Origin of the sequence: Paenibacillus oralis, assembly GCF_003863965.1 — a bacterium.
GTDB lineage: Bacteria > Bacillota > Bacilli > Paenibacillales > Paenibacillaceae > Fontibacillus > Fontibacillus oralis.
Genome location: NZ_RRCN01000001.1, coordinates 3,882,872 through 3,907,423 on the forward strand (window position 1 = coordinate 3,882,872; position 24,552 = coordinate 3,907,423).

Annotated in this window: 22 protein-coding genes; 16 read left to right on the forward strand and 6 right to left on the reverse strand. The window is 56.4% G+C overall.

The window, feature by feature from the left end:
* Positions 1 to 126 precede the first annotated feature (126 nt).
* Positions 127 to 1,614, forward strand: coding sequence for an aminotransferase-like domain-containing protein (locus tag EHV15_RS17405; protein WP_128632309.1), 1,488 nt, complete (start codon positions 127 to 129; stop codon positions 1,612 to 1,614).
* 215 nt (positions 1,615 to 1,829) lie between these two features.
* Here EHV15_RS17405 and EHV15_RS17410 read toward each other — a convergent pair whose 3' ends face one another.
* The gene (locus tag EHV15_RS17410) at positions 1,830 to 2,585 is read right to left on the reverse strand and encodes a DUF2161 family putative PD-(D/E)XK-type phosphodiesterase (protein ID WP_128632310.1); all 756 of its coding nucleotides are present in this window, start codon (positions 2,583 to 2,585) and stop codon (positions 1,830 to 1,832) included.
* Positions 2,586 to 3,495: 910 nt separating this feature from the next.
* Between EHV15_RS17410 and EHV15_RS17415 the strand changes: the two genes are divergently transcribed.
* Positions 3,496 to 5,391, forward strand: a complete 1,896-nt coding sequence (locus tag EHV15_RS17415) for a PrkA family serine protein kinase (protein ID WP_128632311.1) — start codon at positions 3,496 to 3,498, stop codon at positions 5,389 to 5,391.
* Positions 5,392 to 6,048: 657 nt separating this feature from the next.
* Here EHV15_RS17415 and EHV15_RS17420 read toward each other — a convergent pair.
* Together EHV15_RS17420 and yhbH are read right to left on the reverse strand one after the other, a co-directional pair.
* Positions 6,049 to 7,494 (reverse strand): SpoVR family protein, encoded by a 1,446-nt coding sequence (locus EHV15_RS17420; protein ID WP_128632312.1) that lies wholly within the window; start codon positions 7,492 to 7,494, stop codon positions 6,049 to 6,051.
* Complete coding sequence (gene yhbH / locus EHV15_RS17425; RefSeq protein WP_128632313.1) at positions 7,491 to 8,651, reverse strand: sporulation protein YhbH; 1,161 nt, start codon at positions 8,649 to 8,651, stop codon at positions 7,491 to 7,493. Before yhbH ends, EHV15_RS17420 begins: the two co-directional genes overlap by 4 nt.
* 219 nt (positions 8,652 to 8,870) lie before the next feature.
* On the opposite strand from yhbH, the gene EHV15_RS17430 reads away from it, so the two are divergent.
* The 7 genes from EHV15_RS17430 (at position 8,871) to narI (ending at position 16,550) form a co-directional block, all read left to right on the forward strand.
* Complete coding sequence (locus tag EHV15_RS17430; protein WP_128632314.1) at positions 8,871 to 9,347, forward strand: hemerythrin domain-containing protein; 477 nt, start codon at positions 8,871 to 8,873, stop codon at positions 9,345 to 9,347.
* A complete protein-coding gene (locus tag EHV15_RS17435; protein ID WP_128632315.1) occupies positions 9,301 to 9,630 on the forward strand; it encodes a hypothetical protein in 330 nt (109 codons plus the stop codon). Before EHV15_RS17430 ends, EHV15_RS17435 begins: the two co-directional genes overlap by 47 nt.
* Positions 9,631 to 9,698: 68 nt before the next feature.
* Positions 9,699 to 9,977 (forward strand): hypothetical protein, encoded by a 279-nt coding sequence (locus EHV15_RS17440; protein ID WP_128632316.1) that lies wholly within the window; start codon positions 9,699 to 9,701, stop codon positions 9,975 to 9,977.
* A gap of 2 nt (positions 9,978 to 9,979) precedes the next feature.
* Positions 9,980 to 13,672, forward strand: coding sequence for a nitrate reductase subunit alpha (locus EHV15_RS17445; protein WP_128632317.1), 3,693 nt, complete (start codon positions 9,980 to 9,982; stop codon positions 13,670 to 13,672).
* Positions 13,662 to 15,164 carry a nitrate reductase subunit beta gene (gene narH / locus EHV15_RS17450; RefSeq protein ID WP_128632318.1) on the forward strand — a complete coding sequence of 501 codons (1,503 nt, stop codon included), beginning with the start codon at positions 13,662 to 13,664 and terminating at the stop codon, positions 15,162 to 15,164. Before EHV15_RS17445 ends, narH begins: the two co-directional genes overlap by 11 nt.
* A gap of 16 nt (positions 15,165 to 15,180) precedes the next feature.
* Positions 15,181 to 15,834 (forward strand): nitrate reductase molybdenum cofactor assembly chaperone, encoded by a 654-nt coding sequence (narJ, locus tag EHV15_RS17455; protein WP_128632319.1) that lies wholly within the window; start codon positions 15,181 to 15,183, stop codon positions 15,832 to 15,834.
* Between the two features lie 14 nt (positions 15,835 to 15,848).
* The gene (gene narI, locus EHV15_RS17460; RefSeq protein WP_128632320.1) at positions 15,849 to 16,550 is read left to right on the forward strand and encodes a respiratory nitrate reductase subunit gamma; all 702 of its coding nucleotides are present in this window, start codon (positions 15,849 to 15,851) and stop codon (positions 16,548 to 16,550) included.
* A gap of 68 nt (positions 16,551 to 16,618) precedes the next feature.
* On the opposite strand, the gene EHV15_RS17465 is transcribed toward narI, so the two are convergent.
* Together EHV15_RS17465 and EHV15_RS17470 are read right to left on the reverse strand one after the other, a co-directional pair.
* Positions 16,619 to 17,473: a DegV family protein gene (locus EHV15_RS17465; protein ID WP_128632321.1), complete on the reverse strand. Its 855-nt coding sequence runs from the start codon at positions 17,471 to 17,473 to the stop codon at positions 16,619 to 16,621.
* Between the two features lie 55 nt (positions 17,474 to 17,528).
* Positions 17,529 to 18,377 (reverse strand): DegV family protein, encoded by an 849-nt coding sequence (locus EHV15_RS17470; RefSeq protein WP_128632322.1) that lies wholly within the window; start codon positions 18,375 to 18,377, stop codon positions 17,529 to 17,531.
* 176 nt (positions 18,378 to 18,553) lie between these two features.
* Here EHV15_RS17470 and EHV15_RS17475 point away from each other — a divergent pair, with 176 nt between their 5' ends.
* On the forward strand, positions 18,554 to 18,931 hold the full coding sequence (locus EHV15_RS17475; RefSeq protein WP_128635401.1) for a DUF423 domain-containing protein: 378 nt from the start codon (positions 18,554 to 18,556) through the stop codon (positions 18,929 to 18,931).
* Entirely contained in the window at positions 18,913 to 19,239 is a 327-nt protein-coding gene (locus EHV15_RS17480) for a hypothetical protein (protein WP_128632323.1), read from the forward strand. Before EHV15_RS17475 ends, EHV15_RS17480 begins: the two co-directional genes overlap by 19 nt.
* 64 nt (positions 19,240 to 19,303) lie before the next feature.
* Here EHV15_RS17480 and EHV15_RS17485 read toward each other — a convergent pair whose 3' ends face one another.
* Positions 19,304 to 19,867, reverse strand: a complete 564-nt coding sequence (locus tag EHV15_RS17485) for a hypothetical protein (protein ID WP_128632324.1) — start codon at positions 19,865 to 19,867, stop codon at positions 19,304 to 19,306.
* A 215-nt stretch (positions 19,868 to 20,082) separates the two neighbouring features.
* Between EHV15_RS17485 and EHV15_RS17490 the strand changes: the two genes are divergently transcribed.
* The 5 genes from EHV15_RS17490 (at position 20,083) to sufU (ending at position 24,548) form a co-directional block, all read left to right on the forward strand.
* Positions 20,083 to 20,556, forward strand: coding sequence for a Dps family protein (locus EHV15_RS17490; protein ID WP_128632325.1), 474 nt, complete (start codon positions 20,083 to 20,085; stop codon positions 20,554 to 20,556).
* A gap of 248 nt (positions 20,557 to 20,804) precedes the next feature.
* Entirely contained in the window at positions 20,805 to 21,587 is a 783-nt protein-coding gene (gene sufC / locus EHV15_RS17495) for a Fe-S cluster assembly ATPase SufC (protein ID WP_128632326.1), read from the forward strand.
* Positions 21,588 to 21,607: 20 nt separating this feature from the next.
* Positions 21,608 to 22,909, forward strand: coding sequence for a Fe-S cluster assembly protein SufD (gene sufD / locus EHV15_RS17500; protein ID WP_128632327.1), 1,302 nt, complete (start codon positions 21,608 to 21,610; stop codon positions 22,907 to 22,909).
* On the forward strand, positions 22,906 to 24,126 hold the full coding sequence (locus EHV15_RS17505; RefSeq protein WP_128632328.1) for a cysteine desulfurase: 1,221 nt from the start codon (positions 22,906 to 22,908) through the stop codon (positions 24,124 to 24,126). Before sufD ends, EHV15_RS17505 begins: the two co-directional genes overlap by 4 nt.
* Positions 24,126 to 24,548, forward strand: coding sequence for a Fe-S cluster assembly sulfur transfer protein SufU (sufU, locus tag EHV15_RS17510; RefSeq protein WP_128632329.1), 423 nt, complete (start codon positions 24,126 to 24,128; stop codon positions 24,546 to 24,548). Before EHV15_RS17505 ends, sufU begins: the two co-directional genes overlap by 1 nt.
* Positions 24,549 to 24,552: the final 4 nt, after the last annotated feature.

Consider the following 24,552-nt stretch of genomic DNA (forward strand, 5'->3'; position numbering starts at 1 on the left):
TCTAACACGGCGACATTTTTATCGCAAAAAGGATAGATTTAGAGAAAATATGCCAAATTACGTGTCGTTTTTGGTTTGCCGCCGCCGGTTGTCTGGAAACTTTGTCCTGGGGTACAATCGCCGTAAATGAAGCAGTGGAGAGGGGGAGTACATCTGAAATTCTGGCTGGAGATGTTAGGGAGAAGTTTGCCGCCCGCTTTTGTGCTTGCAGCCGAAGAACGTCTGGAAAACGGAACGTTGATCGGGTTGGCCGGGTCGCACGGGAATGGAGTACGGGATTTACGGGATGAAGATATATTAAATGAAGAAAACATTCCACAGGATGAAAGCGGGGATGGCGTGCCGGCGGCGGGAAGGGCGGATCGTACGCTGGTGGATTGGCTGGCCGCCGCTTACGCCAAATGCGAGGGCGGAGAGTCGCTCCCGCCGCAGCAATGGCTGCTTGCGGAAAGCGCCGATGGGGCGCTTGAGTTGGCGCTGCGGACGATGGTTCCCGGCGGCGGGGCGGTGCTGGTCGAAACGCCCGCCGCGCCGGAGGCGCTGGAGCTGATGCGCCGCCTGGGGCTGCGGGCCGTCCCGGTGGAGTGCGACCGGGACGGCATGCTGCCGGACGATGTGCGGCGGAAGGCGCGGCTGGCCGGGGGCAAGCCGGGGGCCCTGGCGTATGTGACGCCGCACTTCTCGAATCCGTCCGGCCGGGTGTGGAGCCGGCAGCGCAAGCTGGAGCTGCTTGCGCTGAGCGCGGAGCTGGAGCTGCCGCTCGTGGAGGACGACACGGCAGGAGCGCTGCCGTTTGCGCTGTTATTGAAAAATCCGAAGGTTCCTGAAGCTCCGGAAGCCCGGGAAGCGAAGGATGCTGCGGAGGAGAGGTTGACGGCGGCGGGGCCGGGAGACAAAATGCCGAGAACGGTGTTGCCGGGGGATGAAATACCGAAAGCGGTGTTGCTGGGGGATGAAATACTGAAAGCGGTGGTGCCGGAATGCTGCGAGTCTCTGTTCCGCTTGCGGCGGACGGCGGGGATTTCCGGGGCCGAGGTGATCGGCGTTGGCTCGTTTGAGCGGACGCTTCTGCCGCAACTGCCTTTGGCTTGGCTGCGCGGCGAGGCGGAGGCGATGGAAAGGCTGCGGCGGGAAGCGGGGCGCGGGAGCGGCGGCGATTTGTCCGCGGCGGGCCGGGCTAGCCAAAGGCGCGAGGCCGATCGAACCGCGGACGATCGGGCCGTGGCCGCAAGAGCCGGGCGGCTTCGCGCCTGGCTCGCCTCGCCCGCGGCCGCGCGGCATGCCGCCGCAGCCGCGGCGGCGTACACAGCGCGCCGCGCGCTCGCGCTGGAGCTGCTGCAGGCGCCCGCCTGGCGGGGCGCCTGTGCAGCCGATCCCGGCGGCGGGCTGTACCTGTGGGTCAGCCTGCCCGCCGGGATCTCCAGCGAAGCGCTGCTGCGCGCTTCGCTGCTGGAGGGCACAGCGTTCCTGCCGGGGACGCTGTGCTACGCCGGTGAGCCGGATGATAGCTTCATCCGGCTCACTGTGGCCGCGCTCGAAGAAGCGCGGCTACGCGAGGGGCTGGCGCGCATCGCCGCCGCCCTCGCCGGTTTCACGGCGCGTTCCGGCAGCTGAACGCGCCTTATCGCGCCAGGCGCGCCCGAGCATGGCCCAATCGCCATCGGCCACGACTGGCTTGCACTGGGCCGCCTGCACTTCGGTTGCCACCCGTTCACACAAACGGCCAGCCGCTGCCGGTCCTGCACGTTCACTTAGACCGGAGCATCGCCAGGCCACCACGCCCCTGTCTCTCGCCGGGCCACGTCCCTCGCCCAAAGCCCACGCCCGGCCTACTCCGCCCCCTCGCTCCGCTCCAAGGCCGCCGCGGTGCGCCGCCACGCATCGACGACGTGGGCGTATTGCCGCAGGCCTTCCGCCCCCGCGGGCGTCAGACAATAGCGGCCGCGGGCGACGCGGCGGAACCAGCCGTAGTAGTCGCGCTGCAGAATCGCCGCGGCGCTGCCGACGCCGCTGCGGTCGCGCGCGTCCTTTGGGGCCATCTCTCCACCGCCTTCCTGCAAGGCGAGCGCGACGCGCAGCGCCCTTTCGCGGTACGCCGTCACCAGCTTGGTGCCGTGGCTGCCGCCGACGTTATAATCGCCGCTGCGCTCATGAAATTCGTGCATCAGCCGTTCCGCCCGCCTTTTGACGACCTTGGGTCCCGGGTTGTACACGGTGTCTCCGGGCGCACATAAAATTTCCACAAACGCCGGTTTCGTTTTATACCGGGTGACTGCGATAAGCCCTAGCCCCAACCTGCGGCACAATACGGTGATTTCGCTCCAGCGCTGGTTGTGCGCCCCTTTTTTCGTGCGGTTTTTCTCCACGGCCAAATAAACCTCGCGGCTCAGCTTTTGCCGTTCCAATCCCTGCAGCAGCAGCGGCAGATTAAACGTTTTTTTCATTTCGACGATCAGCGGCTCATCGCTGTCCGGCCGCAGGCCGACCAGGTCGCAATGGCGCACCTCGCTGCGCACGATGTATCCGCGCTCCTCAAAAAAAGCCTTCAACGGGGCGTATAATTCCGTCTCATGCTGTACTGCCATGACGATCTCCTTTACAAGGTTGTTCAAAAAGTTATCTTTCCATGACGAAGCAAGTTCATGAAGTGGATCGGCGTCGAATCTTGAATTCAGCCGGGCACAAGCCTATGCTTACGAAGCATGTTTCCTGCGGAAACATTTCAGTTGCTCACGTACCCTCACAAGTCTATGCTTCCGAAGCCGTTTTCTCCGAAAACGTTCAGCTCCGCTCCTCAGTCCCTAGTAGAATGATCCGGAAATAATACGGCTTATCTGCGACAGGTGCCATGGATCACATTGTTCTATATTAGTCTTGCGCGCTCAGGGGAAGCGTCCCCCATAAAATAGCGGAACTTTAGGGTCTTATTTTCCGAATTTGAGCCTATTCATCACCATAGGGGAACTTTTGGGTCTTATTTTTCGATGAACAGGTCGGAAGGCAGCCTTTCGCCACTAAATCGTGAACATAGCGCCATAAAATTCCTCTATTTCACGCAACATGAGGGATATCGCTGAAATAGCGCCCTTTTTTTCCTTTATGTTGTCGCCCGAGATCTTCAATAGACTAATTTTGCTGTTTTCTCAAGTTTTCACTTGCCCTCATGCTAACGTTATTTCCAGAATCGTCTACTTGCCTCATCCAACTAAAGCGTTTTGAAGAAACGCACATCGGGAGCATAAGTTTCGGTCCTGAAAACCTAACTTTTTGAACTCGCATTTTACGTATCCATAATCAGTACAAATTATAGCACAAACTTCAATCCCCACTTTTTCGATGCGAATATTTTTAGCCCGAAAACGGTCAACTTCTCGGGAAAAGCCGCATAGGAATGTAATACACTTTTCTATGTGAAAGCTCCATTTAAATTCAGCTTCAGATACAAAGGCCGGGGACGCGGGAGAACCCCCAAGCGGGATACAGGAGGTACCTAACATGGACATTTTTGAACGTATAGCGGCTTACCGGGCGGAAAGCGACTCTTTGTCGTGGAGCGGCACATTTAAACAATATATCGAACTTTTGGCCAAGGACTCTTCGCCGGCGATGACCGCCCATGCCAGAGTTTATGAAATGATTAAGTCTTATGGGATAGAGGAAGTTGACGGCCGGAAAAGGTATAAGTTTTTCGAGCAGGAAATTTTCGGGCTGGATCGGGCGATCGAAAAGCTGGTCGAGGAATATTTTCACTCCGCCGCCCGCCGGCTGGACGTGCGAAAACGGATCTTGCTTCTGATGGGCCCGGTCAGCGGCGGCAAATCGACGCTGGTGACGCTGCTGAAACGGGGGCTGGAGAAATTTTCGCGGACGGACAAAGGGGCCGTATATGCCATTGCCGGCTGCCCGATGCATGAGGACCCGCTCCATCTCGTTCCGCATGAGCTGAGGCCCGAGGTGGAGAAGGCGCTGGGCGTCCGGATCGAAGGCAACTTATGCCCGGTCTGCCAGTTAAAGCTCAAAACGGAGTACGGCGGCGACATTGAAAACGTCAGGGTGGAGCGGGTGCTGCTCTCTGAAGATGAGCGGATCGGCATCGGCACGTTCAGCCCTTCCGATCCGAAGTCGCAGGACATTGCCGATTTGACGGGAAGCATCGATTTCTCGACGATTACCGAATACGGATCGGAGTCCGACCCCCGGGCATACCGGTTTGACGGCGAACTGAACAAAGCCAACCGCGGGCTGATGGAATTTCAGGAAATGCTGAAATGCGACGAAAAGTTTTTGTGGAACCTGCTGTCGCTGACCCAGGAAGGCAACTTCAAGGCCGGCCGGTTTGCGCTGATCAGCGCGGATGAGCTGATTGTTGCCCATACGAACGAGGCGGAATATAAATCGTTTATCGCCAACAAGAAAAACGAGGCCCTGCAGTCGCGGATGATTGTCATGCCGATTCCGTACAACCTCAAGGTGTCCCAGGAGGAGAAAATTTACGCGAAGCTGATCGGCCAAAGCGATATGAACCACATTCACATTGCCCCGCATGCGTTAAGGTCGGCGGCGATTTTTTCCATCTTGACCCGGCTCAAGGAAACGAAAAAGCAGGGCGTCGATCTGGTAAAAAAAATGCGCCTTTACGACGGCGAGGAAGTGGAGGGCTACAAGGACGCCGATTTGAAAGAGCTGCAAAACGAATACCTGGAGGAAGGGATGTCCGGCGTCGATCCGCGCTACGTGATCAACCGGATTTCCAGCGCGCTGATCAAGCAGGACCTGCACTGCATGGGGGCGCTCGATATTTTGCGGGCGATCAAGGACGGCCTCGATCAGCATGCCTCCATCACGAAGGAGGAACGCGAGCGCTATTTGAACTTTATCGGCATCGCCCGGAAGGAATACGACGAACTGGCCAAAAAAGAAGTGCAAAAAGCGTTTGTGTATTCGTTTGAAGAGTCGGCGCGCACGCTGTTTGAGAACTACCTCGACAACATCGAGGCATTTTGCAACTGGACGAAAATCCGCGATCCGCTGACGGACGAGGAACTGGACCCCGATGAGCGCCTGATGCGTTCGATAGAGGAGCAGATCGGCATCTCGGAAAACGCCAAAAAGGCGTTCCGGGAGGAGATCCTGATCCGCATTTCCGCCTACTCGCGGAAAGGGAAAAAATTCGAATACAATCATCACGACCGGCTGCGGGAGGCGATCGAAAAGAAGCTGTTCGCCGATCTCAAGGATATCGTGAAAATTACGACGTCGACCAAAACGCCGGACGAAAACCAGTTGAAGCGGATCAACGAGGTCAGCAAACGGCTGATCGACGAGCACGGGTATTGCCCGGTATGCGCCAACGAGCTGCTGCGCTATGTCGGAAGTTTGTTGAACCGTTAGGCGATAGGGTGACGGCAAAAAAGGTGGAGGGGAAAATCCCCTTCACCTTTTTGAATGGAAGCCCAAGTGCTTGGCCAGCTGTCCGGCTAACGGACCCCAAAGACGTTAAATGGGCCAAAACGGAGGTTGCAAAAATGTAACGGACTCCAGCGCCGTTATTCTCATCAAACTTATGCAAATTACCCCTTGCGAAGCGGAATAACGCCTTGTAGGTCCGTTACATTGGGAAATACCTGGGAAATGTGCGAATAAGGTCATTACGGTCCGTTACGGATCGAGCTGCCATTCTAACGGTTGTCAGCGTCGTTATTTCGGCAAAATGCCGAGGAAATTAATTTTAACGGTTGTGGCAGAGCCTATTTTGCCTTTTTTCTGCAAATTTGAGCCTTTTTCGCTTAAATAGGCGCGCTCACAACCGTTAGAAATTGAAACCCCGTCTTTTCGGCTAATTAGGCGCGATTACAACCGTTAGCGAAAGACCGGAGACCTGGAGACCCGGAGACCCAGAGACCCAGAGGCCCAGAGGCCCAGAGGCCCGGATACCCCTAGGCCAGGATACCCCGAGGCCCGAGGGCCGAACGTTTCACTCCAAACGAAAGGATCTGCCATCTGATCTTGTGGTCCAACACCTATTTCGGCGCACAGGTTACGCTTCCCTTACAGCATCTTCCGCAGATGCTTCTGCCCGTCGTAGGAGAACAGCGCGCGTTTGTCTTCGATCACGGTTTCCAGGTGCACGGGCCGGCCCCATAAACGGTAGACGTGGGGGAGCGTATGCTCCAAATATTTCAGGTCGAGCTCCAGTCCTTCATATTGATGCCCCAGCAGCAGCTCGCCGGAGCGGAGGTAGTCGCCGTCCTGGACGACGATGTACGGGGAGCCGCCGTTCACGCGGGTGGCTACCAGCTGATCGCGGATGTGTTCCCACGTCTTGTCGGTGATTTTCCATTCCGGGCCCTGCTTCTCGAAAATGTACAGGTCGAGGTCGCGCACCAGATCTTTGGTCAAATAGCTGCGCAGGAAGGAGGTATCGGAGTCGAGCTCGCGCACTTCGAAAATCTTTTCCCGGCCCTGTCCGGGTTCCCGGCCATAGCGCTCCCGTTCCTCTTTCGCCGGATTGTCCCAGCGCCGCTCGATATCCTCGAAAACTTTCAGCCCGAGATAATACGGGTTCAGGCTTTGCCGCGACGGCTGCACGACCGAGGCGTTCAGCTTGGCGAATTCGATCGTTTCGTCACTGGTCAGGTCGAGCTCGCGGATAATGCGCTGATGCCAATAGGAGGCCCAGCCTTCGTTCATGATTTTCGTCTCCATCTGCGGCCAGAAATACAGCATTTCCTCGCGCAGCATGCTCATGATGTCCCGCTGCCAGTCCTCCAGCGTTTCCGAGTACTCCTGGATGAACCACATGATGTCCTTCTCCGGCTCAGGGGGAAATAAGGACTCTTTAGCTTTGGTTTTGGCTTCAGCTTCACGCTTATCGGCAACGTCGTCCAGCTCCCACAGGTCGTCGTATTCCTTCGGCTTGACCTGCCCCTGCCGCCCTTCCTTGGCGAGTCGCAGCTTTTCTGCCATCTGCCGGCTTTTATCGTAGCGTTTCGGTTTGATCAGCTGCGGGTCGACATGCTCCTGGATGGCCAGCACGTCATCAAGGAAGCTTTCCACCGTACCTTTGCCGTACATCAGCTCGTAGCGGCTGATCCGCTCGGCGGTGGCGGACATGCTCTCCACCATGTCGCGGTTGGTGACGGAGAAACGCACATTGTTTTTGAAAAAATCGCAGTGCGCCAGCACATGCGCAACGATCAGTTTGTTTTGGATCAGGGAGTTGCCTTCCAGCAGAAAGGCATAACACGGGTTCGAGTTGATGACGAGCTCGTAGATTTTGCTTAGCCCGAAGTCGTATTGCATCTTCATCTTGTTGAACGCTTTGCCGAAGCTCCAGTGCGAGAAGCGGGTAGGCATGCCGTAGGCGCCAAACGTATAAATGATGTCGGCGGGGCAGATTTCGTACCGCATCGGATAATAGTCGAGGCCAAAGGAGCCGGCGATTTCCATAATTTCCGCGATCGCGTATTCGAGTTGCTCATGTTCGCTGTTCAACTGGCCGCCCCCCCTTCGCGCTTGTGGAAAAACCGCTTCAGCGCGTTATAGACCTCGCCTTTTTCCTTGATAACGTAATACATGAATTTCTCCTGCTTGATGTTCCGGTAAGCGGACATCAGGGTGCTGCCGCGGTTGTATTGATTGACCTCGCCGTAGCCGAACAGATTGCAGCGCTTCATGAGCTCCATGATCAGCTTGATGCAGCGTTCGTTGTCGCTCGTCAGGTTATCGCCGTCCGAGAAATGAAACGGGTAGATGTTGTAGCTGGACGGGGAGTAACGGGAATCGATGATTTCCAGCGCTTTTTGGTATACGGACGAGCAGATCGTGCCGCCGCTTTCGCCGCGGGTGAAAAACTCCTCTTCGCTGACCTCTTTGGCCTCCGTGTGGTGGGCGAGAAACACGATCTCCACCTTTTCGTACTGCCGCCGCAAAAAGCGGGTCATCCAGAAGAAAAAGCTGCGCGCGCAATATTTTTCAAATGCGCCCATGCTGCCCGATGTATCCATCATGGCGATGATGACGGCGTTACTGTGGGGGACGACGACTTCCTCCCACGTTTTGTAGCGCAGATCGTCGGGCGTGATGCCGTGGATGCCCGGCGTGCCGGCCGTCGCGTTGCGGCGGAGATTTTCCAGGATCGTCCGCTTTTTGTCGATGTTGGACATGAGGCCTTTTTTGCGTATATCGTTGAAACGGTAGGATTCAGTCTCCAATTGGTCTTTGTCTTTTTCCTGAATGAAAGGCAGCTCCAGCTCCTCGAACAGCATATCCTCCAGCTCCTCGATGCTGATGTCCGCCTCCACGTAGTCGACTCCCGGCCGATCGCCGGCTTTGCCGCCTTTTCCGTTATCCTTGGGACTGTCTTGGCCAAGCACGTCACCGACTTCGCTGCTCCCGTCACCCTGGCCGACATGCTTTTGCTTCTGATAGTTATGGATAAACCGGTATTCCTCCAAATTGCGGAGGGGTACCTTGATGATCTGCTTTCCGTCCGACATAATGATGTTTTCCTCGGTCACGAGATCGGGGAGATTTTGCCGGATGACTTCCCGCACCTTCTCCTGGTGGCGCTGCTGATCCTGATACCCTTTCCGGTGCAGCGACCAATCTTCTTTGGAGACGATGAAATTGTAACGATCGGGCGTAGACATGGTGAACACCTCCATATGTGGATTTACGCCAGCGCTGTGAAGTGGATGTAAATAAAGTATATTCACGGAGTGAGGCGATATGTGAGGGTGAGCGGCGGTTGCAATGTTTTGCGTACAGCTTTTCCCTTGAAAATTTTGAGAATTTTATGCTTAAAAGTATATTAATTAGATTCATAACAAACTTTAGTAATAAATCAGTGAGAAAAGGAAGTGATGCGGATGTCAGGACCCTCCTTGAGACGGGCGGACAGCCACAGTCTGATTCATGAGGCCGCGCTTGAAGAAGCCAGGGAATTGACGGAATTGCTGGAGCGGAGCTTGTGCCGGGGCGAACGGGACAAAGCGCAGGGCATCGCCTGGATCGCCGTCGAACATTGGGAATCGCGCACGCTCCAGCACGCGCAAAGCGAGGAAGAGGGATTATACCTGGAGGCGGTAGAGCTGAAGCCGCAGCTTCGGGACGTGATTACCGCTTTGACCCGGGACCACAATTTGATGCGGGAATTGGCCGCCGAAATCAAAGAGCGGCTGGAGCGGGGCGAGATGGACGAGCAGGTGCTGCAGAGGTTTCAGGCGCTGATTCTGATCGACCAGATACATAACCGGGATGAAGAAGAAATGGTGGAAAAGGAATTGGAGGAGCGTCGCCATGGAGCGGTTTCCGGCCCCAAAGTTGACGGCCCTGCTGCCGGATAAACCGCTGCGGGCGGTGGAACCCCGGCTGTACGAGTGTCTAACCTGCGAGCTCCGCCGGCTGAACCTGCATCCTTATGACGTAAAAGCCGGCGGGCAGGCGAGCGAACAAGGGGTTACCGTTTACGTTCGCTACGGAGAAAGGTTCGACCGGGTGGAAGGCCGTTTTTTTTCTTGGGACATAGTCGAAAATCAAGACGAGCAAATCGGCGGTTTTATGCGCCAGGCGGCGGAACAGGTGAAAAAAACGCTGATCGCGGAGTACTACAAAAAATCGCGGCTTTAAGGTTTCCCTACGGGGAACCGGTACCCGCGGGAGGGCCGAATTCGTTCTGACGGAAAGGAATGGTCGACATGGAAGTACATGAGCTTGACGTTTTGGCAGCGCAGGATCAGGAGGACTTGCTGGCGGTGCTGGACATGCGGTTCGGGGAGATTCCGCGCGAGGCGGTGAAACGAATCGCGGCGATCCGCAAGCCGGACGAACTGCAGCGGTTGATTTTGGCCGCTTGCAATGCTTCCGCATGGAGCGTATTTGCGGAGGAATTGCTGGCTGGAGAAGGGGCGTTTAAGCTGGCGGGCGAACGGTTTAATCCGGCGCCGCGGATTTGCGAAGCGAAGGGAGAACTCTAGTGGTGGGCGATAAGCAGAACAAGTTGTTCCAGGCGCTGAAATATTTGCGGCGCGGCGAAGTCATAAATGAGGGATGGACGGAGGAAAGCCCCAGGGGGCGGGACTGGGAAAGCCTGTACCGCGGCCGCTGGCAGCACGACAAAGTCGTACGTTCCACGCATGGGGTGAACTGCACCGGTTCCTGCAGCTGGAATGTGTTCGTGAAGGACGGCATCATCACGTGGGAGACGCAGAAGACGGATTATCCGACGACAGGCGCCGATTTTCCGGAATACGAGCCACGCGGCTGCCCGCGGGGAGCCAGCTTCTCCTGGTACACCTACAGCCCCCTGCGCGTGAAGTACCCGTATATTCGCGGGGAGCTCTACGAAATGTGGCGGGAGGAAATGGCCGCCGTAAAAGACCCCGTTGTAGCCTGGGAGAACCTGGTCAGCGATCCGCAAAAAAGAGCGCGTTACGTCAAAGCCCGGGGGAAAGGCGGATTCGTGCGCGGGGATTGGGACGCGGCCTGCCAGATGATCGCCGCGGCCACGATCCATACGATCAAGCGGTACGGGCCCGACCGCGTCGTGGGGTTCAGCCCGATTCCGGCCATGTCCATGGTCAGCTACTTGGCGGGGACGCGGTTTCTGTCGCTGATCGGCGGGACGATCCTGAGCTTTTACGACTGGTATGCCGATCTTCCGCCCGCTTCGCCGCAGGTATGGGGGGATCAAACCGATGTGCCGGAGAGCGGAGACTGGTACAATACGAAATATTTTATCATCTGGGGGACAAACATTCCGCAAACCCGCTCGCCGGACGCCCATTTTATGGTCGAGGCGCGTTACAACGGCACCAAGGTGGTCGGCGTGAGCCCCGATTATTCCGAATACGAGAAATTCGCGGATATTTGGCTGCCGGCCCGGGCCGGCACGGATGCGGCGCTGGCGATGGCGATGACGCACGTCATTCTCAAAGAGTTTTATGTGGATCGGGAGACCCCCTATTTCATGAATTATGTGAAAAAATTCACCGATCTTCCGTTTCTCGTCCTCGTAAAGGAGGGGAACGGAATGACCCGTTCGGACCGCTTCCTGCGGGCGGCCGACTTGGCCGACTTGGGCGACGGGCAGGAGCTTGCCGAATGGAAAACCGTTGTCTGGGACACGGCGGCGGGGAAACCGGAGGCGCCGAACGGGAGCGAAGGGTTCCGCTGGGACCAGAGCAGCCGCTGGAACCTTGACCTGAACAGGGCGGACGGAACTCCAATCGACCCGCAGCTGACATTTATCCAGGATGCCGACGAAGTCGTGCAGGTGGATTTTCCGTATTTCGCGGAAAAAGAGGGCCAAACGGTACGCCGGGGCTTACCGGTCAAGCATCTGAAGAGCGCGTCAGGCGAGACGCTGAAGGTGGCGACGGTGTATGACCTGATGATGGCCCACGCCGGCGTTTCGCGCGGCCTGCCCGGCGATTATCCGGCCGATTACGACGATATGAAGCCTTATACGCCGGCCTGGCAGGAGGCGATCACAGGGGTCAAAAAGTCGCATTGCATCCAGGTGGCCCGCGAGTTTGCCGACAACGCGGCGAAAACGGGCGGCCGTTCGATGATCGCCATGGGCGGGGGGACCAATCACTGGTATCACAGCGATCAGATCTACCGCTCGATCCTGAACCTGGTGATGCTTACCGGGGCGCAGGGCGTAAACGGAGGCGGCTGGGCCCACTACGTCGGCCAGGAAAAAGTACGCCCGCTGGAGGGCTGGCAGCAGATCGCTTTTGCCGGCGACTGGATCCGGCCGCCGCGGCTGCAGAACGGCACGTCGTATTTTTACTTTGTGACGGAGCAGTTCCGCTACGAGGTACGCGTGAGCGAAGAGCAGGATACGCCTTGGGGCGGGCGGTACGGCAAAATGCATCCGGCCGACGTCAATGCGCTGGCCGTAAGGCTCGGCTGGCTGCCGTCGTTCCCGCAATTCACCCAGAATTCCATCGATTTGGCGCGGCAAATCCGCGAAAAGGGGCTGACGGATGATCAGGAGGCCGTGCGGGAAATCGCCAGGATGGCGGCGGAAGACGAACTCGACTGGGCGATCGAGCATCCGAACGACCCCCGCAACTTTCCGCGGGTGTTTTTCAACTGGCGCTCGAATCTGCTGGGGGACAGCGGCAAAGGGCATGAATATTTCGCCAAACATTTGATCGGGGCGGATGGTCAGGTGCTGACCGACCCGAGCCGCTCCTGGCGGCCGGAGGATGTGCGCACCGACGACGTGCCGCCGGAAGGCAAAACGGATCTGTTCGTCAGCATCGATTTTCGCATGACCAGCTCCGGGCTGTTTTCGGACATCGTGTTGCCGGCGGCGACCTGGTACGAAAAACATGATTTGAGCAGCACGGACATGCATCCGTTCATCCATCCGTTTAATCCGGCGATCTCGCCGCCATGGCAAAGCAAAAGCGACTGGGACGCGTTCCGGGAGATCGCCAAGACGTTTTCCGAGCTGGCGGAGAAGCATCTCCCCGCCTGCGAAGACGTGATGATGACTCCGCTTGGTCATGACAGCCCGGACGAAGTGGCCCAGGTGCACGGGAGGATCAAGGATTGGCGTAAAGGGGAAACCGCGGCGGTTCCCGGTAAAAGCATGCCGCATTTTCTCATCGTGCCGCGCGATTACAAGGACGTTTACGGCAAGATGATTACGATCGGGCCCAACATCCGCAAAGGGTACGGCTCGAAGGCGGTGAAAATTCCGGGCGAGCGGGTTTACGAACAATTGCTGGCCCGGCTTGGCGCCTCGAAGCGTGAAGGCGTCGGCAAAGGCCAGCCGGATTTATATTACGACCGGCAGGTGATCGAAGCGATCCTGCTGATGTCGGGGGCGACGAACGGAGAGCGCGCCGTGGAAGGGTGGCGCCATATGGAGAAGAAGACCGGCAAAAAACTCGCGGAGATCGCCCTTCCCCGCGAGGAGGAAGCCTTTACGCTGTTCGATATCACGGCCCAACCCCGCCAGGCCATTTCCGCACCCGTCTGGAGCGGGCTGGAGAAGGACAACCGCCGCTATTCGCCATTTACGCTGAACACCGAATACAGTATCCCTTGGCGGACGCTCACCGGACGGCAGAGCTTTTATCTCGACCATGAAATGATCCTCGACTTCGGGGAGGCTTTGCCGCTGTATTTGCCGCCGCTAAAGCACGTTCCTTTTCTCAAAGGGGAGGAAGGCGTGCCGGAGAACGGGAAATCGCTGACGCTCCGTTACCTGACCCCGCACCAGAAGTGGGGCATCCATACGATGTTCACCGACACCAACCAGATGACGACCTTGTTCCGCGGCTGGCAGGTCGTCTGGCTGAACGAGAAGGACGGGGCTTCCATCGGGATCAAGGACAACGATTGGATCGAGGTATACAACCGCAACGGCGTCGTCGCGGCCCGGGCTGTGCTGACGTACCGGATTCCGGAAGGCATCGCCTACATGTATCATGCCCAGGACCGCACGCTGGGCGTACCCGGCACGTCGATCACCAAGCAGCGCGGCGGTACGCATAACAGCGTGACGCGGATTACGCTCAAGCCGACCCACATGATCGGGGGTTACGCCCAGTTAAGCTACGGTTTCAACTACTACGGTCCGACGGGGAACCAGCGCGATACGCTGACCATCATCCGCCCGCTGAAGGAGGTAGATTGGCTTGAGGATTAAAACGCAGGTTGCGATGGTGATGAATTTGGACAAATGCATCGGCTGCCACACCTGCTCGGTCACCTGCAAAAATACCTGGACCAACCGCCCCGGCACGGAGTACATGTGGTATAACAACGTGGAGACGCGGCCGGGCCCGGGGTATCCGAAGGAATGGGAGGATACGGGCAAATATAAGGGCGGTTGGGTGCTGCGCGGCGGTAAGCTGGCGCTGCGCGCCGGAGGCCCGATCGCCAAGCTGGCGAACATTTTTTACAACCCGAACATGGCCGATTTGGACAGCTTCTATGAACCTTGGACCTATGATTACGACAACCTGCTGCACAGCCCAAAGAGCAAGCATCTCCCGGTCGGGCGGCCGGTGTCGCTGATTACGGGCGAGTATATGGACAAGCCTGAATGGGGGCCGAACTGGGACGATGATTTGGCCGGCGGCAGCGAAATCGTGCCGCTTGATCCCAACGTCAAAAAGCTGCAGGAGTATATCGCCCTGGAATATGAAAAAACGTTCATGATGTATCTGCCGCGGATCTGCGAGCATTGCCTCAATCCTTCCTGCGTCGCTTCGTGCCCGTCCGGCGCGCTGTACAAACGCGACGAGGACGGCATCGTGCTGGTCGATCAGGAGGCCTGCCGGGGGTGGCGGTTCTGCATGAACGGCTGCCCGTACCATAAAGTCTATTACAACTGGAACACCCATAAGGCGGAGAAATGCAACTTTTGTTACCCGCGCACGGAGGCCGGAATTTCAACGATCTGCTCCGAAACATGCGTGGGCCGGATTCGCTATATCGGCGTCGTCATGTACGATGCCGACCGGGTAAAGGCGGCCGCTTCGGTAGAAGATCCGCAGAAATTGTACGAATCGCAGCTCGGCGTTTTCCTGGATCCGTTTGATCCGGAGGTCATCCGGGAAGCGAGAAGAACGGGGATCACGGATGCCTGGATCGATGCGGCCCAGCGCTCTCCGGTATACAAAATGGCGATGAAATGGAAGGTGGCGCTGCCGCTGCATCCGGAATACCGCACCTTGCCGATGGTTTGGTACGTACCGCCGCTCAGTCCGATCATGAACCATATCGAGGAGGACGAGCTGCAGACGGACATGTACATCCCGGCGGTCGATCAGATGCGGATTCCGCTGGAATATTTGGCGTCCTTGCTGACGGCGGGCGACACGAAAGAGATCCGGCGGGTGCTGCTGAAGATGACGGCGATGCGCGTATTGATGCGGGACCGTGCGGTCGGCGGCCTGGACGAGCTGAAGCGCAGCAAGCTGCTTGGGGAGGCGGGAACCAGCGTGGAGGAAATCGAGGAGATGGCCCGTTTGTTTGCCGTTGCCAAGCACAACGAACGTTTCGTCATTCCGACAGGGCGGCGGGAAATGATCAACGAAGCCGGACTGCATTACCGTCAGGGAGCTTGCAGTCTGGAGGGCATCACACCGGAGGAAGGATTTTTGCCGCGGTTGTTTGCCAAAGACGACAGGTAGAGCAAGGAGGTTGGCGATGGAAGCCAAGCAAATCAGTTTGATGTTTGCGGCCAGACTGCTCGGATATCCGGAGGATGATTTTCCGGAAACCGCGCGGAGCATGGTGGAAGCGGTCCGGGAAGCCGGAGGCCCGCTGCTGGCGGAACGTCTTCAGGAGGCGAGCCACCCGCTGTTATCCTGCCCGCTGAAGGAGCTAAGGGAGCAGTATGTTTGGTCTTTTGATTGGAAGGAAAAAACCGGACTGTATCTCACCGCGCATGAGCTTGGGGACAGCCGGGAGCGCGGCGCCGCGCTGATTCTCTTGCAGCAGATCATCAAGGACGCCGGTTTTGCCGCCGCCGCAGGCGAACTGGCCGATTATATGCCGCTTCTGTACGAGCTGCTGGCCGTGCGTCCGGACCATGTCCACGTCCGGGCTTTGGAGCTTCGGCTCGCCGTCGCCACGAAGCGGGTATGCGAGCATTTGGCGGAGGACAACCCTTACCGGCAACTGCTTCACCATCTTGTGGCGGATGTTTTTGGCGAACCTTCGGAGGAAGATGTCCGCCGGCTTACGCAGAAGCGGGAGCAGGCCGACCAAGGCGAACTCCCTTACCCGATTCTGTACGGGCTGGACGGAACGGCCCGAACGGGAACGGATCTATCGTTTTGCAAATATGCAACTGAATGAATGGGGGCAGCTTCATGACCGGATTATTCTGGTGGGTTGTTTATCCGTACATCGCCCTAACGGTGATGATTGTCGGATTGTTGTACCGGTTTGCCTTCCGCCAAGTGAGTTGGACCGCTCCTTCGACGGAAATGTTTGAGAAAAAATGGCTGCGGCTCGGCTCCACGATCTTCCATTACGGCATCGTCTTCGCCTTTATCGGCCACGTGATGGGGGTGTTGATTCCGCGAAGGGTATACCATGCCATGGGCGTGAGCGATGAAACGTACCACATCTTTGCGATTGCCGGAGGCGGGCTGGCGGGAATCATGGTGGTGCTGGGGCTTATTATTTTGCTGATTCGCAAAATAACGAACCGGCGCGTGCGCGCCCATGCCGGATTTGCCGATTACTTCGCGGTGATCCTGCTGCTGATCGTCGCCGCCAACGGCACCTATATGACGATTGTATACAATACGACGGTGGCCGCTTACGAATACCGGACAACCATCGGTCCGTGGTTCCGTAGTTTGCTTGCGTTTCGGCCGGATTATCACCTGATGGATACGGTTCCGTTCATCTTCCAGCTGCACGTCCTGTCGGCGTTCCTGTTGTTCGCCTCGATTCCGTTTACGATGCTCGTGCACATGTTTTCGCTGCCGGTCCGCTATCCGGCCCGGGCGCCGCAGCAATACCGCTCGCGGGTCGGATATAAACGCGGCAAACCGCAAACTTAGGCGGAAAACCAATAGAGTCATGTACTGGCCGCCTCAAGGGGTTAAAAGGACATGACTCTATCTGTACGTCAGCCTGTCTTTTTGGTATACAGGATGCCGATCGTTTTGGCGCCGCAATGGCTGGAAATGACGCAGCCGGCATTGGAAACGGCGACGGTCTTGGCCCCGGTTCTGGCCTCAAGCTCTTGTTTCAGCTTGGCCGCGTCTTCATCCGCCAGGGAATGGGTGACAAAAATAATGTCGTTATCCATATCGTTTAAGCGGCCAAGCGCGTTGTTCAGCAGCTGGTCAAGGGCTTTTTCCCGGCTGCCGCGGACTTTGTAGGCAGGGGTCATTTTGCCGTCCGCCACTTTGATGACCGGGCGGATTTTGAGCAGGCTGCCGATCAGGTTTTGCATGCCGGAGCAGCGTCCGCCTTTGTACAAGTATTCCAGCGTATCGATGACAAACTCCGTTTCGACCTTAGGCCGAACCGCCGTGAGCAGGTCGACGATTTCGCCGACGCTTTTGCCTTCCGACGCGGCCTGCACCGCCTTCATCACCTGAAGACCGATGCCGGTCGATAAATTAAGCGAGTCGAATACGGTGACCGCCCCTTCCGGGAATTCCTCCGCCGCAAGCAGGGCGTTTTGATATGTAGATGAAAGCTCTGAAGACAAGCTGATGCATAATATTTGCTGCCCTTGCCGGATATAAGGGGAGAACGCCTGAATGAAATCGGCCGGCGACGGCGCGGCCGTCTTCGGGAGCTTGCCGGTCTCGCTGACTTTGCGGTAAAGATCGGGCACGCTCAAATCGACGCCGTCTCCGTACGTTTGGTCGGAAAAAGTGACGTACAGGGGAACGATGCCAATTTCGTGCCGTTTAATCCAATCCGCCGGCAAATCGCAGGTACTGTCCGCGAAAATTTTGATCGATGCCATATTGATCCTCCTATAAGTTGTAGCCTTTCTGCAAAAGCCGGGCCTAAGCGGCCGATTATTTTCTCGTGTACATAATGGCGACGGTACCGGGCCCGCAGTGGCTGGAAATGACGCATCCCGCTTCGGATACGGCCACCTCCCGCGCTTCCGTCTGCTCCCGCAAAATCGCGGCCAAACGCAGCGCATCCTCTTCGGCCAGCGTGTGGGCGACGATGATCAAGTCGTGATCCATGTTGTCCCGGTCGGCCAAAGCGTTGTCCAGCATTTGCTGGACCGCCTTCTCCTTGCGGCCGCGCACCTTGTAGGCCGGGATGATGCTCCCGTTCACCAGCTTGAGCACGGGCCTGATTTGGAGCAGGCTGCCGATAAAGTTCTGCATGCCGGAGCAGCGTCCGCCTTTATACAAATATTCCAGCGTATCGATGACGAATTGCGTTTCCACCCGCGGGCGGATATCGCTGACCAGTGCGGCGATTTCGCCGGCGGTGCGGCCCTCCGCCGCAGCTTTGACCGCTTTCATGACCAACAGGCCAATACCGCTGCATAAGGTCTGGGAATCTACAACGTGAATCCGCCCTTCCGGGAACTCTGCGGCGGCGATCAGCGCATTTTGATAGGTCGATGAGAGTTTGGATGAAAGGCTGATATAAACGATGTCCTGCCCGCGCTCGATATAGGGACCGAAGGCGTCCATAAAATCTTTGGGCGACGGAGCGGTCGTTTTCGGCAAACTCCCGGCAGCCTCGACCCTCCGGTAAATATCGACCGGCGTGATATCCACCCCATCCTTGAACATCTCGCCGCCAAACACGACATATAAAGGAATAATTCCGATATCATAGCGGGGGATCCATTCTACGGGCAGGTCCGAGGTACTGTCAGCGAAAATTTTGACGTTTGCCATAAGCATCTCCTTGATTATATTGTTCGATTATTCTATTTTATCAAAAAGCGGAAGGCAAGGGAAAGGCACTGGTCATAGGCTTCATTTCAGCTTGCTGTAGATATCGGACGGATGGTTGAGGTAGAATGAACATGAATGAATTTTGGCGAAATGAACAAACAAGGGAGGCGGAAAAAATGCAGCGCACCTATGCCGGAATCGGCGCGGTCGTCATGCTGCTCGCCGTTGCGCTTGGCGCATTCGGGGCGCATATGTTGAAGGCGAAAATCGGCGAGACGGCCATTGGCACTTATGAAACTGGAGTACATTACCAGATGATTCACGGGATTGCGATCCTGCTGACGGCGTTTTTTGCCGGGCAATGGGGGGAATCCGGGCGGCTTCGCTGGGCGGGCCGGCTGTTTCTGCTCGGCGTCATCCTGTTCTCAGGCAGCCTGTACGGATTGGCTGCACTCCATTGGACCTGGCTCGGGCCGGTTACGCCGCTCGGGGGCGTTTCTTTTATCGCCGGTTGGCTGCTGCTCGCGCTGGAGGCTTGGAGCAAGAAGGCTTAGAACGGAAAAAGACGGCTGAAGGGCTCCACGGCGGAGCGGGTTCAGCCGTCTTTTTGAAGATGATAGAATTTATAACTCAACTTTCGGTGCGACCAGAACGAAATTCCACGAATTGCAAAAGTGCAGGCGAATTTCGTCGGAATTCCCCGAAAATGGCGGTTCAACTGCAAAAGTGCATTCATTCCCGGTCAAAAGTCCCTTATTTATCGAATAGCCCCAAAAAAGATGCACTTTTTCATTTTAATCGCTTTAAAATGGTGATTTACGGAAAACAGAATGCATTTTTGCAGTTGAATTCATCTCAGTGAGCTGTCCTTCTTCCCATGAAAACGATAAGCTCGGCTGAATGACGTGAATCGTCCATTTCCTGGATTAAGTGTCCAGGAAGTCGATAATTTCGCTCAGCTTCAGGTTATAGACCTGTTTCTCGTCCACATGATACACGTTCAACGCGTACGTTTCCGGCAGGAAGTTCAAAATCCGGCACGGGATGCTCATCCGTTCGCCGTTCCGGTTGACGTATAGCCGCACCAGCTTGTTTCCTGTAATGTAACTCTGAATCCACTTCTGAAATTCCTCGCTGGAAGCGAAGTCCCTGAAGCCGCTGGCGGCTTGATCCGGGGCGGGCGATTTCGCTTTTGGCTGGGGTTCGCTTTTTTTGCCGTCAGCGGGTGTGTTGTTGTTTGCCTCCGTTTTTCCCAAGCGCTTATAGGTCTTGGAAATAAAGGACTGCTTCCGGTTCGCAAGCAGCGATTCGATGATTTCGCCCAGTTCAATTCCCGAATTAATCCGGAAATCTATGATTTCAGGCCCGTTGTTCAACATTTGCAGCAGGTTCTGAAGCGCCTGTCCGTTCGTTTTGCTCCGAATCAACACTTCCACGTTAAATAAGTAACCGGATTCATCCTCATGATGCTGTTCAGTTTGCTTGTCCATAGTTCCCCCATAAAAGTCGTGTTCGGTTTGACTTCATTAATAATAGCACCGCTCAATAAACAATCATAGCCCCAAATTCCCAAAAAGAACACGGAACGAAACTGGAAATACTTAATAGCGAACGCCGAATGAATCGAACCTGTTTCGTAAACACTGGTTATGGGTAATAAATAAGCGAGCATACTCTATTCCAAGCTGAAGGTAGGGGATGAATCATGACGCAATCGGATGCCAAACAAGCAGGCCAGTCGAACAAGACGGTCCTGGAGCAGTTGCTTAACGTACAGGTCGCCAATTTGAACGTATTATACGTCAAGCTGCATCATTTTCATTGGTACGTTCAAGGCGGCAGTTTCTTTACCCTGCATGCCAAATTCGAACAGCTATATAATGAAGCTGCGGAGCAGATGGACGCCATAGCCGAACGGATGCTTGCCCTGAAGTGGGAGCCTGCCGCAACGTTAAAGGAATATCTCGAACTGTCCTCCATTCAGGATGCGGCGGGGCAGGCAGAGCCGCAGGCCATGGTGCAGAGCTTGATCGAGGACCTTGCCACCTTGGCGGAGTCTTATCATGAAGCGATCGATTTGGCCGATCAGGCCGGCGATGATGTCACCGGCGACTTGTTGACGGGGTACAAAAGAGATTGGGAAAAGCACATGTGGATGCTGCGTTCTTACTTGGGCTGATTAGGGACGCTTAAGTCAGTCTTGCGTTCGAACAGGGCTTGGCCGTCATGAAGCGGGCCGAGCCTTTTTCGTGTGGCGGTATGTCCGCCGGCGTACGTTGATTATGCATACAAATTAGGTTAGAATGAAATGAGAATCAATGAGAATCACTTAGAATTATTCTAATGTGATAATTGTTATGCTATAATGGCAAAAACAAAGGGCAACGTCCCTGGCTAAACTCTCGTATGATGGAAGGAGCAGGAAAAATGGCTACGCATTTTGCTGTGGAAGGTCTTAAAGCGACGATTGAAGGGAAGGAGATCCTGAAAGGGATCGATCTTGAGATAAAAGGCGGAGAAATCCACGCTATCATGGGTCCGAACGGAACCGGGAAAAGTACGCTCGCTTCGGCACTCATGGGGCATCCGAAATATGAAGTGACGGACGGCAAAGTTACGCTGAACGGCGAAGACGTGCTGGAGATGGAAGTGGACGAGCGTGCCCGCGCCGGCATGTTCCTGGCCATGCAGTATCCGAGTGAAATCGCCGGGGTGACAAATTCCGACTTTTTGCGCAGCGCGATTAACGCCCGCCGCGAAGAAGGCGATGAAATTTCGCTGATCAAATTCATCCGTCAAATGGAAGGGCAGATGAAGGTGCTGGAAATGAATCCGGAATTCGCCCACCGTTATTTGAATGAAGGTTTCTCCGGCGGGGAGAAGAAGCGGAACGAAATTTTGCAAATGCTGCTGCTCGATCCGAAACTCGTCATTCTCGACGAAATCGACTCCGGCCTTGACATCGACGCGCTGCGCATCGTGGCGAACGGCGTCAACTCGATTCGCAGCGAGGATCGCGGCTTCCTGATCATCACCCACTATCAGCGCCTGCTGAACTACATCAAACCGGACTTCGTGCACGTGATGATGCAAGGGCGCATCGTCAAATCCGGCGGCCCTGAGCTGGCGGAACGTCTGGAGCAGGACGGTTATGATTGGGTGAAAGAAGAGCTTGGCATCGTGGACGAAACGGTCGGTCAAGAAGCCTAAGCGGAAGGAGGAACCATAAGATGACGACACAAACCGTTCTTCCGGTGGAAGCGGAGCAGTTAAAAAATCTTTCCGCCAAGCGCGGCGAACCGGCGTGGCTGACCGAAAGCCGGTCGCGGGCGCTGCAGCTGGCGGCGGAACTGGAATTGCCTAAATTGGAGAAAACGCGGCTCGACCGCTGGGACCTGAATAATTACGGAGAATTAAGCGCGGCTCGCAAAGAAAAATCGCAGCAGCTTCCGGACAGCATCACTTCGCTCGTCGATTTGACGGACCAAAGCAATCTGCTTGTGCAGCGCAACTCCGACACTGTATTTACCCGGCTCGCTCCGGAGCTGGCGGCGAAGGGCGTTATTTTTACCGACCTGGAAACCGCGGCCCGCGAGCACGGCGACCTCGTTCAGAAATATCTGCATACGGCGGTGAAGCCGGAGGAGAACCAGCTGGCCGCGCTGCATGCGGCTTTGTGGAACGGCGGGGTATTCCTGTACGTGCCGAAAAACGTCGAAATCGATGCGCCGCTGCAAAGCATTTTCCTGCTGGATGAGGCCGGTGCGGTATTTGCGCCGCATGTCTTGATCGTGGCCGAAGCGAACAGCAAGGTCACTTACGTGGATAACTACATTTCCGTGAACCTGGGCGGCAAAATCGTGCACAACGGTTCCGCGGAAGTGTTCGTAAAACCAGGGGCCAAGGTGCAGTTTGCTACGGTGCATCATTTGGGCGAGCAAGCGACCGACCTGATATTCCGGCGCGCTATCGTCGAAAATGACGGCAGCATCGAATGGATCGTCGGCGAAATGAACGGCGGCGACTCGGCCAGCGAAACGCTGTCGATTTTGCAAGGGAACGGCTCGAGCTCCGACGCAAAAGTTATTGCGGTAGGTTCCGGCTCGCAGCGTTTGAACTACACGACGAAGGCTGTTCACTACGGCAAAAGCTCGAGCAGCCAAATGATCACCCGCGGGGTGATGCGCGAATCGGCTACGGCGATCATCAACGGGATCACGAAAATCGAAAAAGGCGCGACCAAAGCGGACGGCCAGCAAACGGAAAAAGTGCTGATGCTGAGCCCGAAAGCACGCGGGGACGCCAATCCGATTCTGCTGATCGACGAGGATGACGTTACCGCCGGCCACGCCGCTTCCGTCGGCCAGGTGAACCCTGAGCAGATCTACTACTTGATGTCGCGCGGCATTACCCGCGCCGAAGCCGAACGCTTGGTCATCTACGGTTTCTTGGCGCCGGTCGTGTCGGATATCCCGCTGGAGCCGCTGCAAAAGCAGCTGCAGGCTCTGGTGGAAAGGAAGTTGGGACAATGAGCATAAACGCCGAAGAGCTCAAAAAACAGTTTCCGATTTTGCAGCAGGAGGTAAACGGGCATCCGCTCGTTTACCTGGACAGCGCGGCTTCTTCGCAGAAGCCGGTCCAGGTATTGGAGGCGCTGAAGCACTACTACGAATGGGATAACGCCAATGTGCACCGCGGCGTTCACACGCTGGGCAGCCGGGCGACCGACGCTTACGAGGGCGCTCGCGAGAAGGTAGCCCGCTTTATTGGGGCGGCGCGCCGCGAGGAAATTATTTTTACCCGGGGAACAACGACTTCGCTGAATCTGGTCGCATCGTCTTACGGCCCGGCGGCCGTGAATGAAGGCGATGAAATTGTCATCACCCCGATGGAGCACCACAGCAACCTGATTCCTTGGCAGCAATTGGCGCTGAAGAAGAAGGCGGTGCTGAAATATATTCCGCTTCAGCCGGACGGTCATATCGCGCTGGAGGATGCGGAGAAGACGATCACCGGCAAAACGAAAATCGTGGCCACTTCCTATGTATCCAACGTGCTTGGCGTGGTGAACCCGGTGAAGGAGCTGGCCGCCATCGCGCACCGGCACGGGGCCGTTATGGTCGTCGACGGGGCACAAAGCACGCCGCATATGAAAGTGGACGTACAGGACCTCGACTGCGATTTTTATGCTTTTTCCGGACATAAGATGTGCGCTCCGACCGGGATTGGGGTACTATATGGGAAGAAGCATCTGCTGGAATCGATGGAACCGGTCGAATACGGCGGCGAAATGATCGACGATGTCGGTTTGTACGAGTCAAGCTGGAAGGAACTTCCTTGGAAGTTCGAAGGCGGGACGCCGATTATCGCCGGCGCCGTCGGACTCGCGGCGGCCATCGATTTTCTGGAAGGGATCGGGCTGGAGGAAATTCATCGGCACGAGGCCAAACTTGCGGCTTATGCGATAAACCGCCTATCGGAAATTGAGGGACTAACGTTGTACGGACCGCGCGAACGCGAGGTCGGACTTCTGACCTTCAATCTGGAAGGCATTCACCCGCATGACGTGGCGACCGTGCTCGACGCTTCCGGCATCGCTATCCGGGCCGGCCATCATTGCTGCCAGCCGCTGATGCGCTGGCTGGAAGCGAGCGCAACGGCCAGAGCCAGCCTGTATCTGTACAATACGGAACAGGATATCGACCGACTGGCGGAAGCTTTAATCCAAACAAAGGAGTATTTTGGGTAATGCAACTGGACGATTTGTACCGCCGCGTCATTATGGATCATTATAAAAACCCGCGCAACCGCGGAAAATTTGCTGGAGATGCCGTTACGGTCGACCTGAACAATCCGACCTGCGGCGACCGGATTTCCTTGCAGCTGATCATCGAGGGCGACATCGTCAAGGACGCCCGGTTTACCGGGGAAGGCTGCTCGATCAGCATGTCGTCGGCCTCGATGATGACGGAAGCCGTCAAGGGCCGGACGCTGACGGAGGCGTTGGACTTGGCCGGACGTTTCTCCAAGCTGATGTTAGGCGAATCCGTGGATTTTGACGATTACGAGGATCTTGAGGCCTTATCCGGCGTTAACAAATTTCCGGCCCGGATCAAATGCGCCACATTAGCTTGGAACGCTTTGAAAAAAGGGATTCAAACCGAATCTTAAATTT

What these genes read in the sequence shown, in the direction of transcription:
- EHV15_RS17405 (WP_128632309.1), top strand. Translation starts at nt 127, where the DNA reads ATGAAGCAGTGGAGAGGGGGAGTACATCTGAAATTCTGGCTGGAGATG.
- EHV15_RS17410 (WP_128632310.1), bottom strand. Translation starts at nt 2,585, where the DNA reads ATGGCAGTACAGCATGAGACGGAATTATACGCCCCGTTGAAGGCTTTT.
- EHV15_RS17415 (WP_128632311.1), top strand. Translation starts at nt 3,496, where the DNA reads ATGGACATTTTTGAACGTATAGCGGCTTACCGGGCGGAAAGCGACTCT.
- yhbH (WP_128632313.1), bottom strand. Translation starts at nt 8,651, where the DNA reads ATGTCTACGCCCGATCGTTACAATTTCATCGTCTCCAAAGAAGATTGG.
- EHV15_RS17430 (WP_128632314.1), top strand. Translation starts at nt 8,871, where the DNA reads ATGTCAGGACCCTCCTTGAGACGGGCGGACAGCCACAGTCTGATTCAT.
- EHV15_RS17435 (WP_128632315.1), top strand. Translation starts at nt 9,301, where the DNA reads ATGGAGCGGTTTCCGGCCCCAAAGTTGACGGCCCTGCTGCCGGATAAA.
- EHV15_RS17440 (WP_128632316.1), top strand. Translation starts at nt 9,699, where the DNA reads ATGGAAGTACATGAGCTTGACGTTTTGGCAGCGCAGGATCAGGAGGAC.
- narJ (WP_128632319.1), top strand. Translation starts at nt 15,181, where the DNA reads ATGGAAGCCAAGCAAATCAGTTTGATGTTTGCGGCCAGACTGCTCGGA.
- narI (WP_128632320.1), top strand. Translation starts at nt 15,849, where the DNA reads ATGACCGGATTATTCTGGTGGGTTGTTTATCCGTACATCGCCCTAACG.
- EHV15_RS17465 (WP_128632321.1), bottom strand. Translation starts at nt 17,473, where the DNA reads ATGGCATCGATCAAAATTTTCGCGGACAGTACCTGCGATTTGCCGGCG.
- EHV15_RS17470 (WP_128632322.1), bottom strand. Translation starts at nt 18,377, where the DNA reads ATGGCAAACGTCAAAATTTTCGCTGACAGTACCTCGGACCTGCCCGTA.
- EHV15_RS17475 (WP_128635401.1), top strand. Translation starts at nt 18,554, where the DNA reads ATGCAGCGCACCTATGCCGGAATCGGCGCGGTCGTCATGCTGCTCGCC.
- EHV15_RS17485 (WP_128632324.1), bottom strand. Translation starts at nt 19,867, where the DNA reads ATGGACAAGCAAACTGAACAGCATCATGAGGATGAATCCGGTTACTTA.
- EHV15_RS17490 (WP_128632325.1), top strand. Translation starts at nt 20,083, where the DNA reads ATGACGCAATCGGATGCCAAACAAGCAGGCCAGTCGAACAAGACGGTC.
- sufC (WP_128632326.1), top strand. Translation starts at nt 20,805, where the DNA reads ATGGCTACGCATTTTGCTGTGGAAGGTCTTAAAGCGACGATTGAAGGG.
- sufD (WP_128632327.1), top strand. Translation starts at nt 21,608, where the DNA reads ATGACGACACAAACCGTTCTTCCGGTGGAAGCGGAGCAGTTAAAAAAT.
- EHV15_RS17505 (WP_128632328.1), top strand. Translation starts at nt 22,906, where the DNA reads ATGAGCATAAACGCCGAAGAGCTCAAAAAACAGTTTCCGATTTTGCAG.
- sufU (WP_128632329.1), top strand. Translation starts at nt 24,126, where the DNA reads ATGCAACTGGACGATTTGTACCGCCGCGTCATTATGGATCATTATAAA.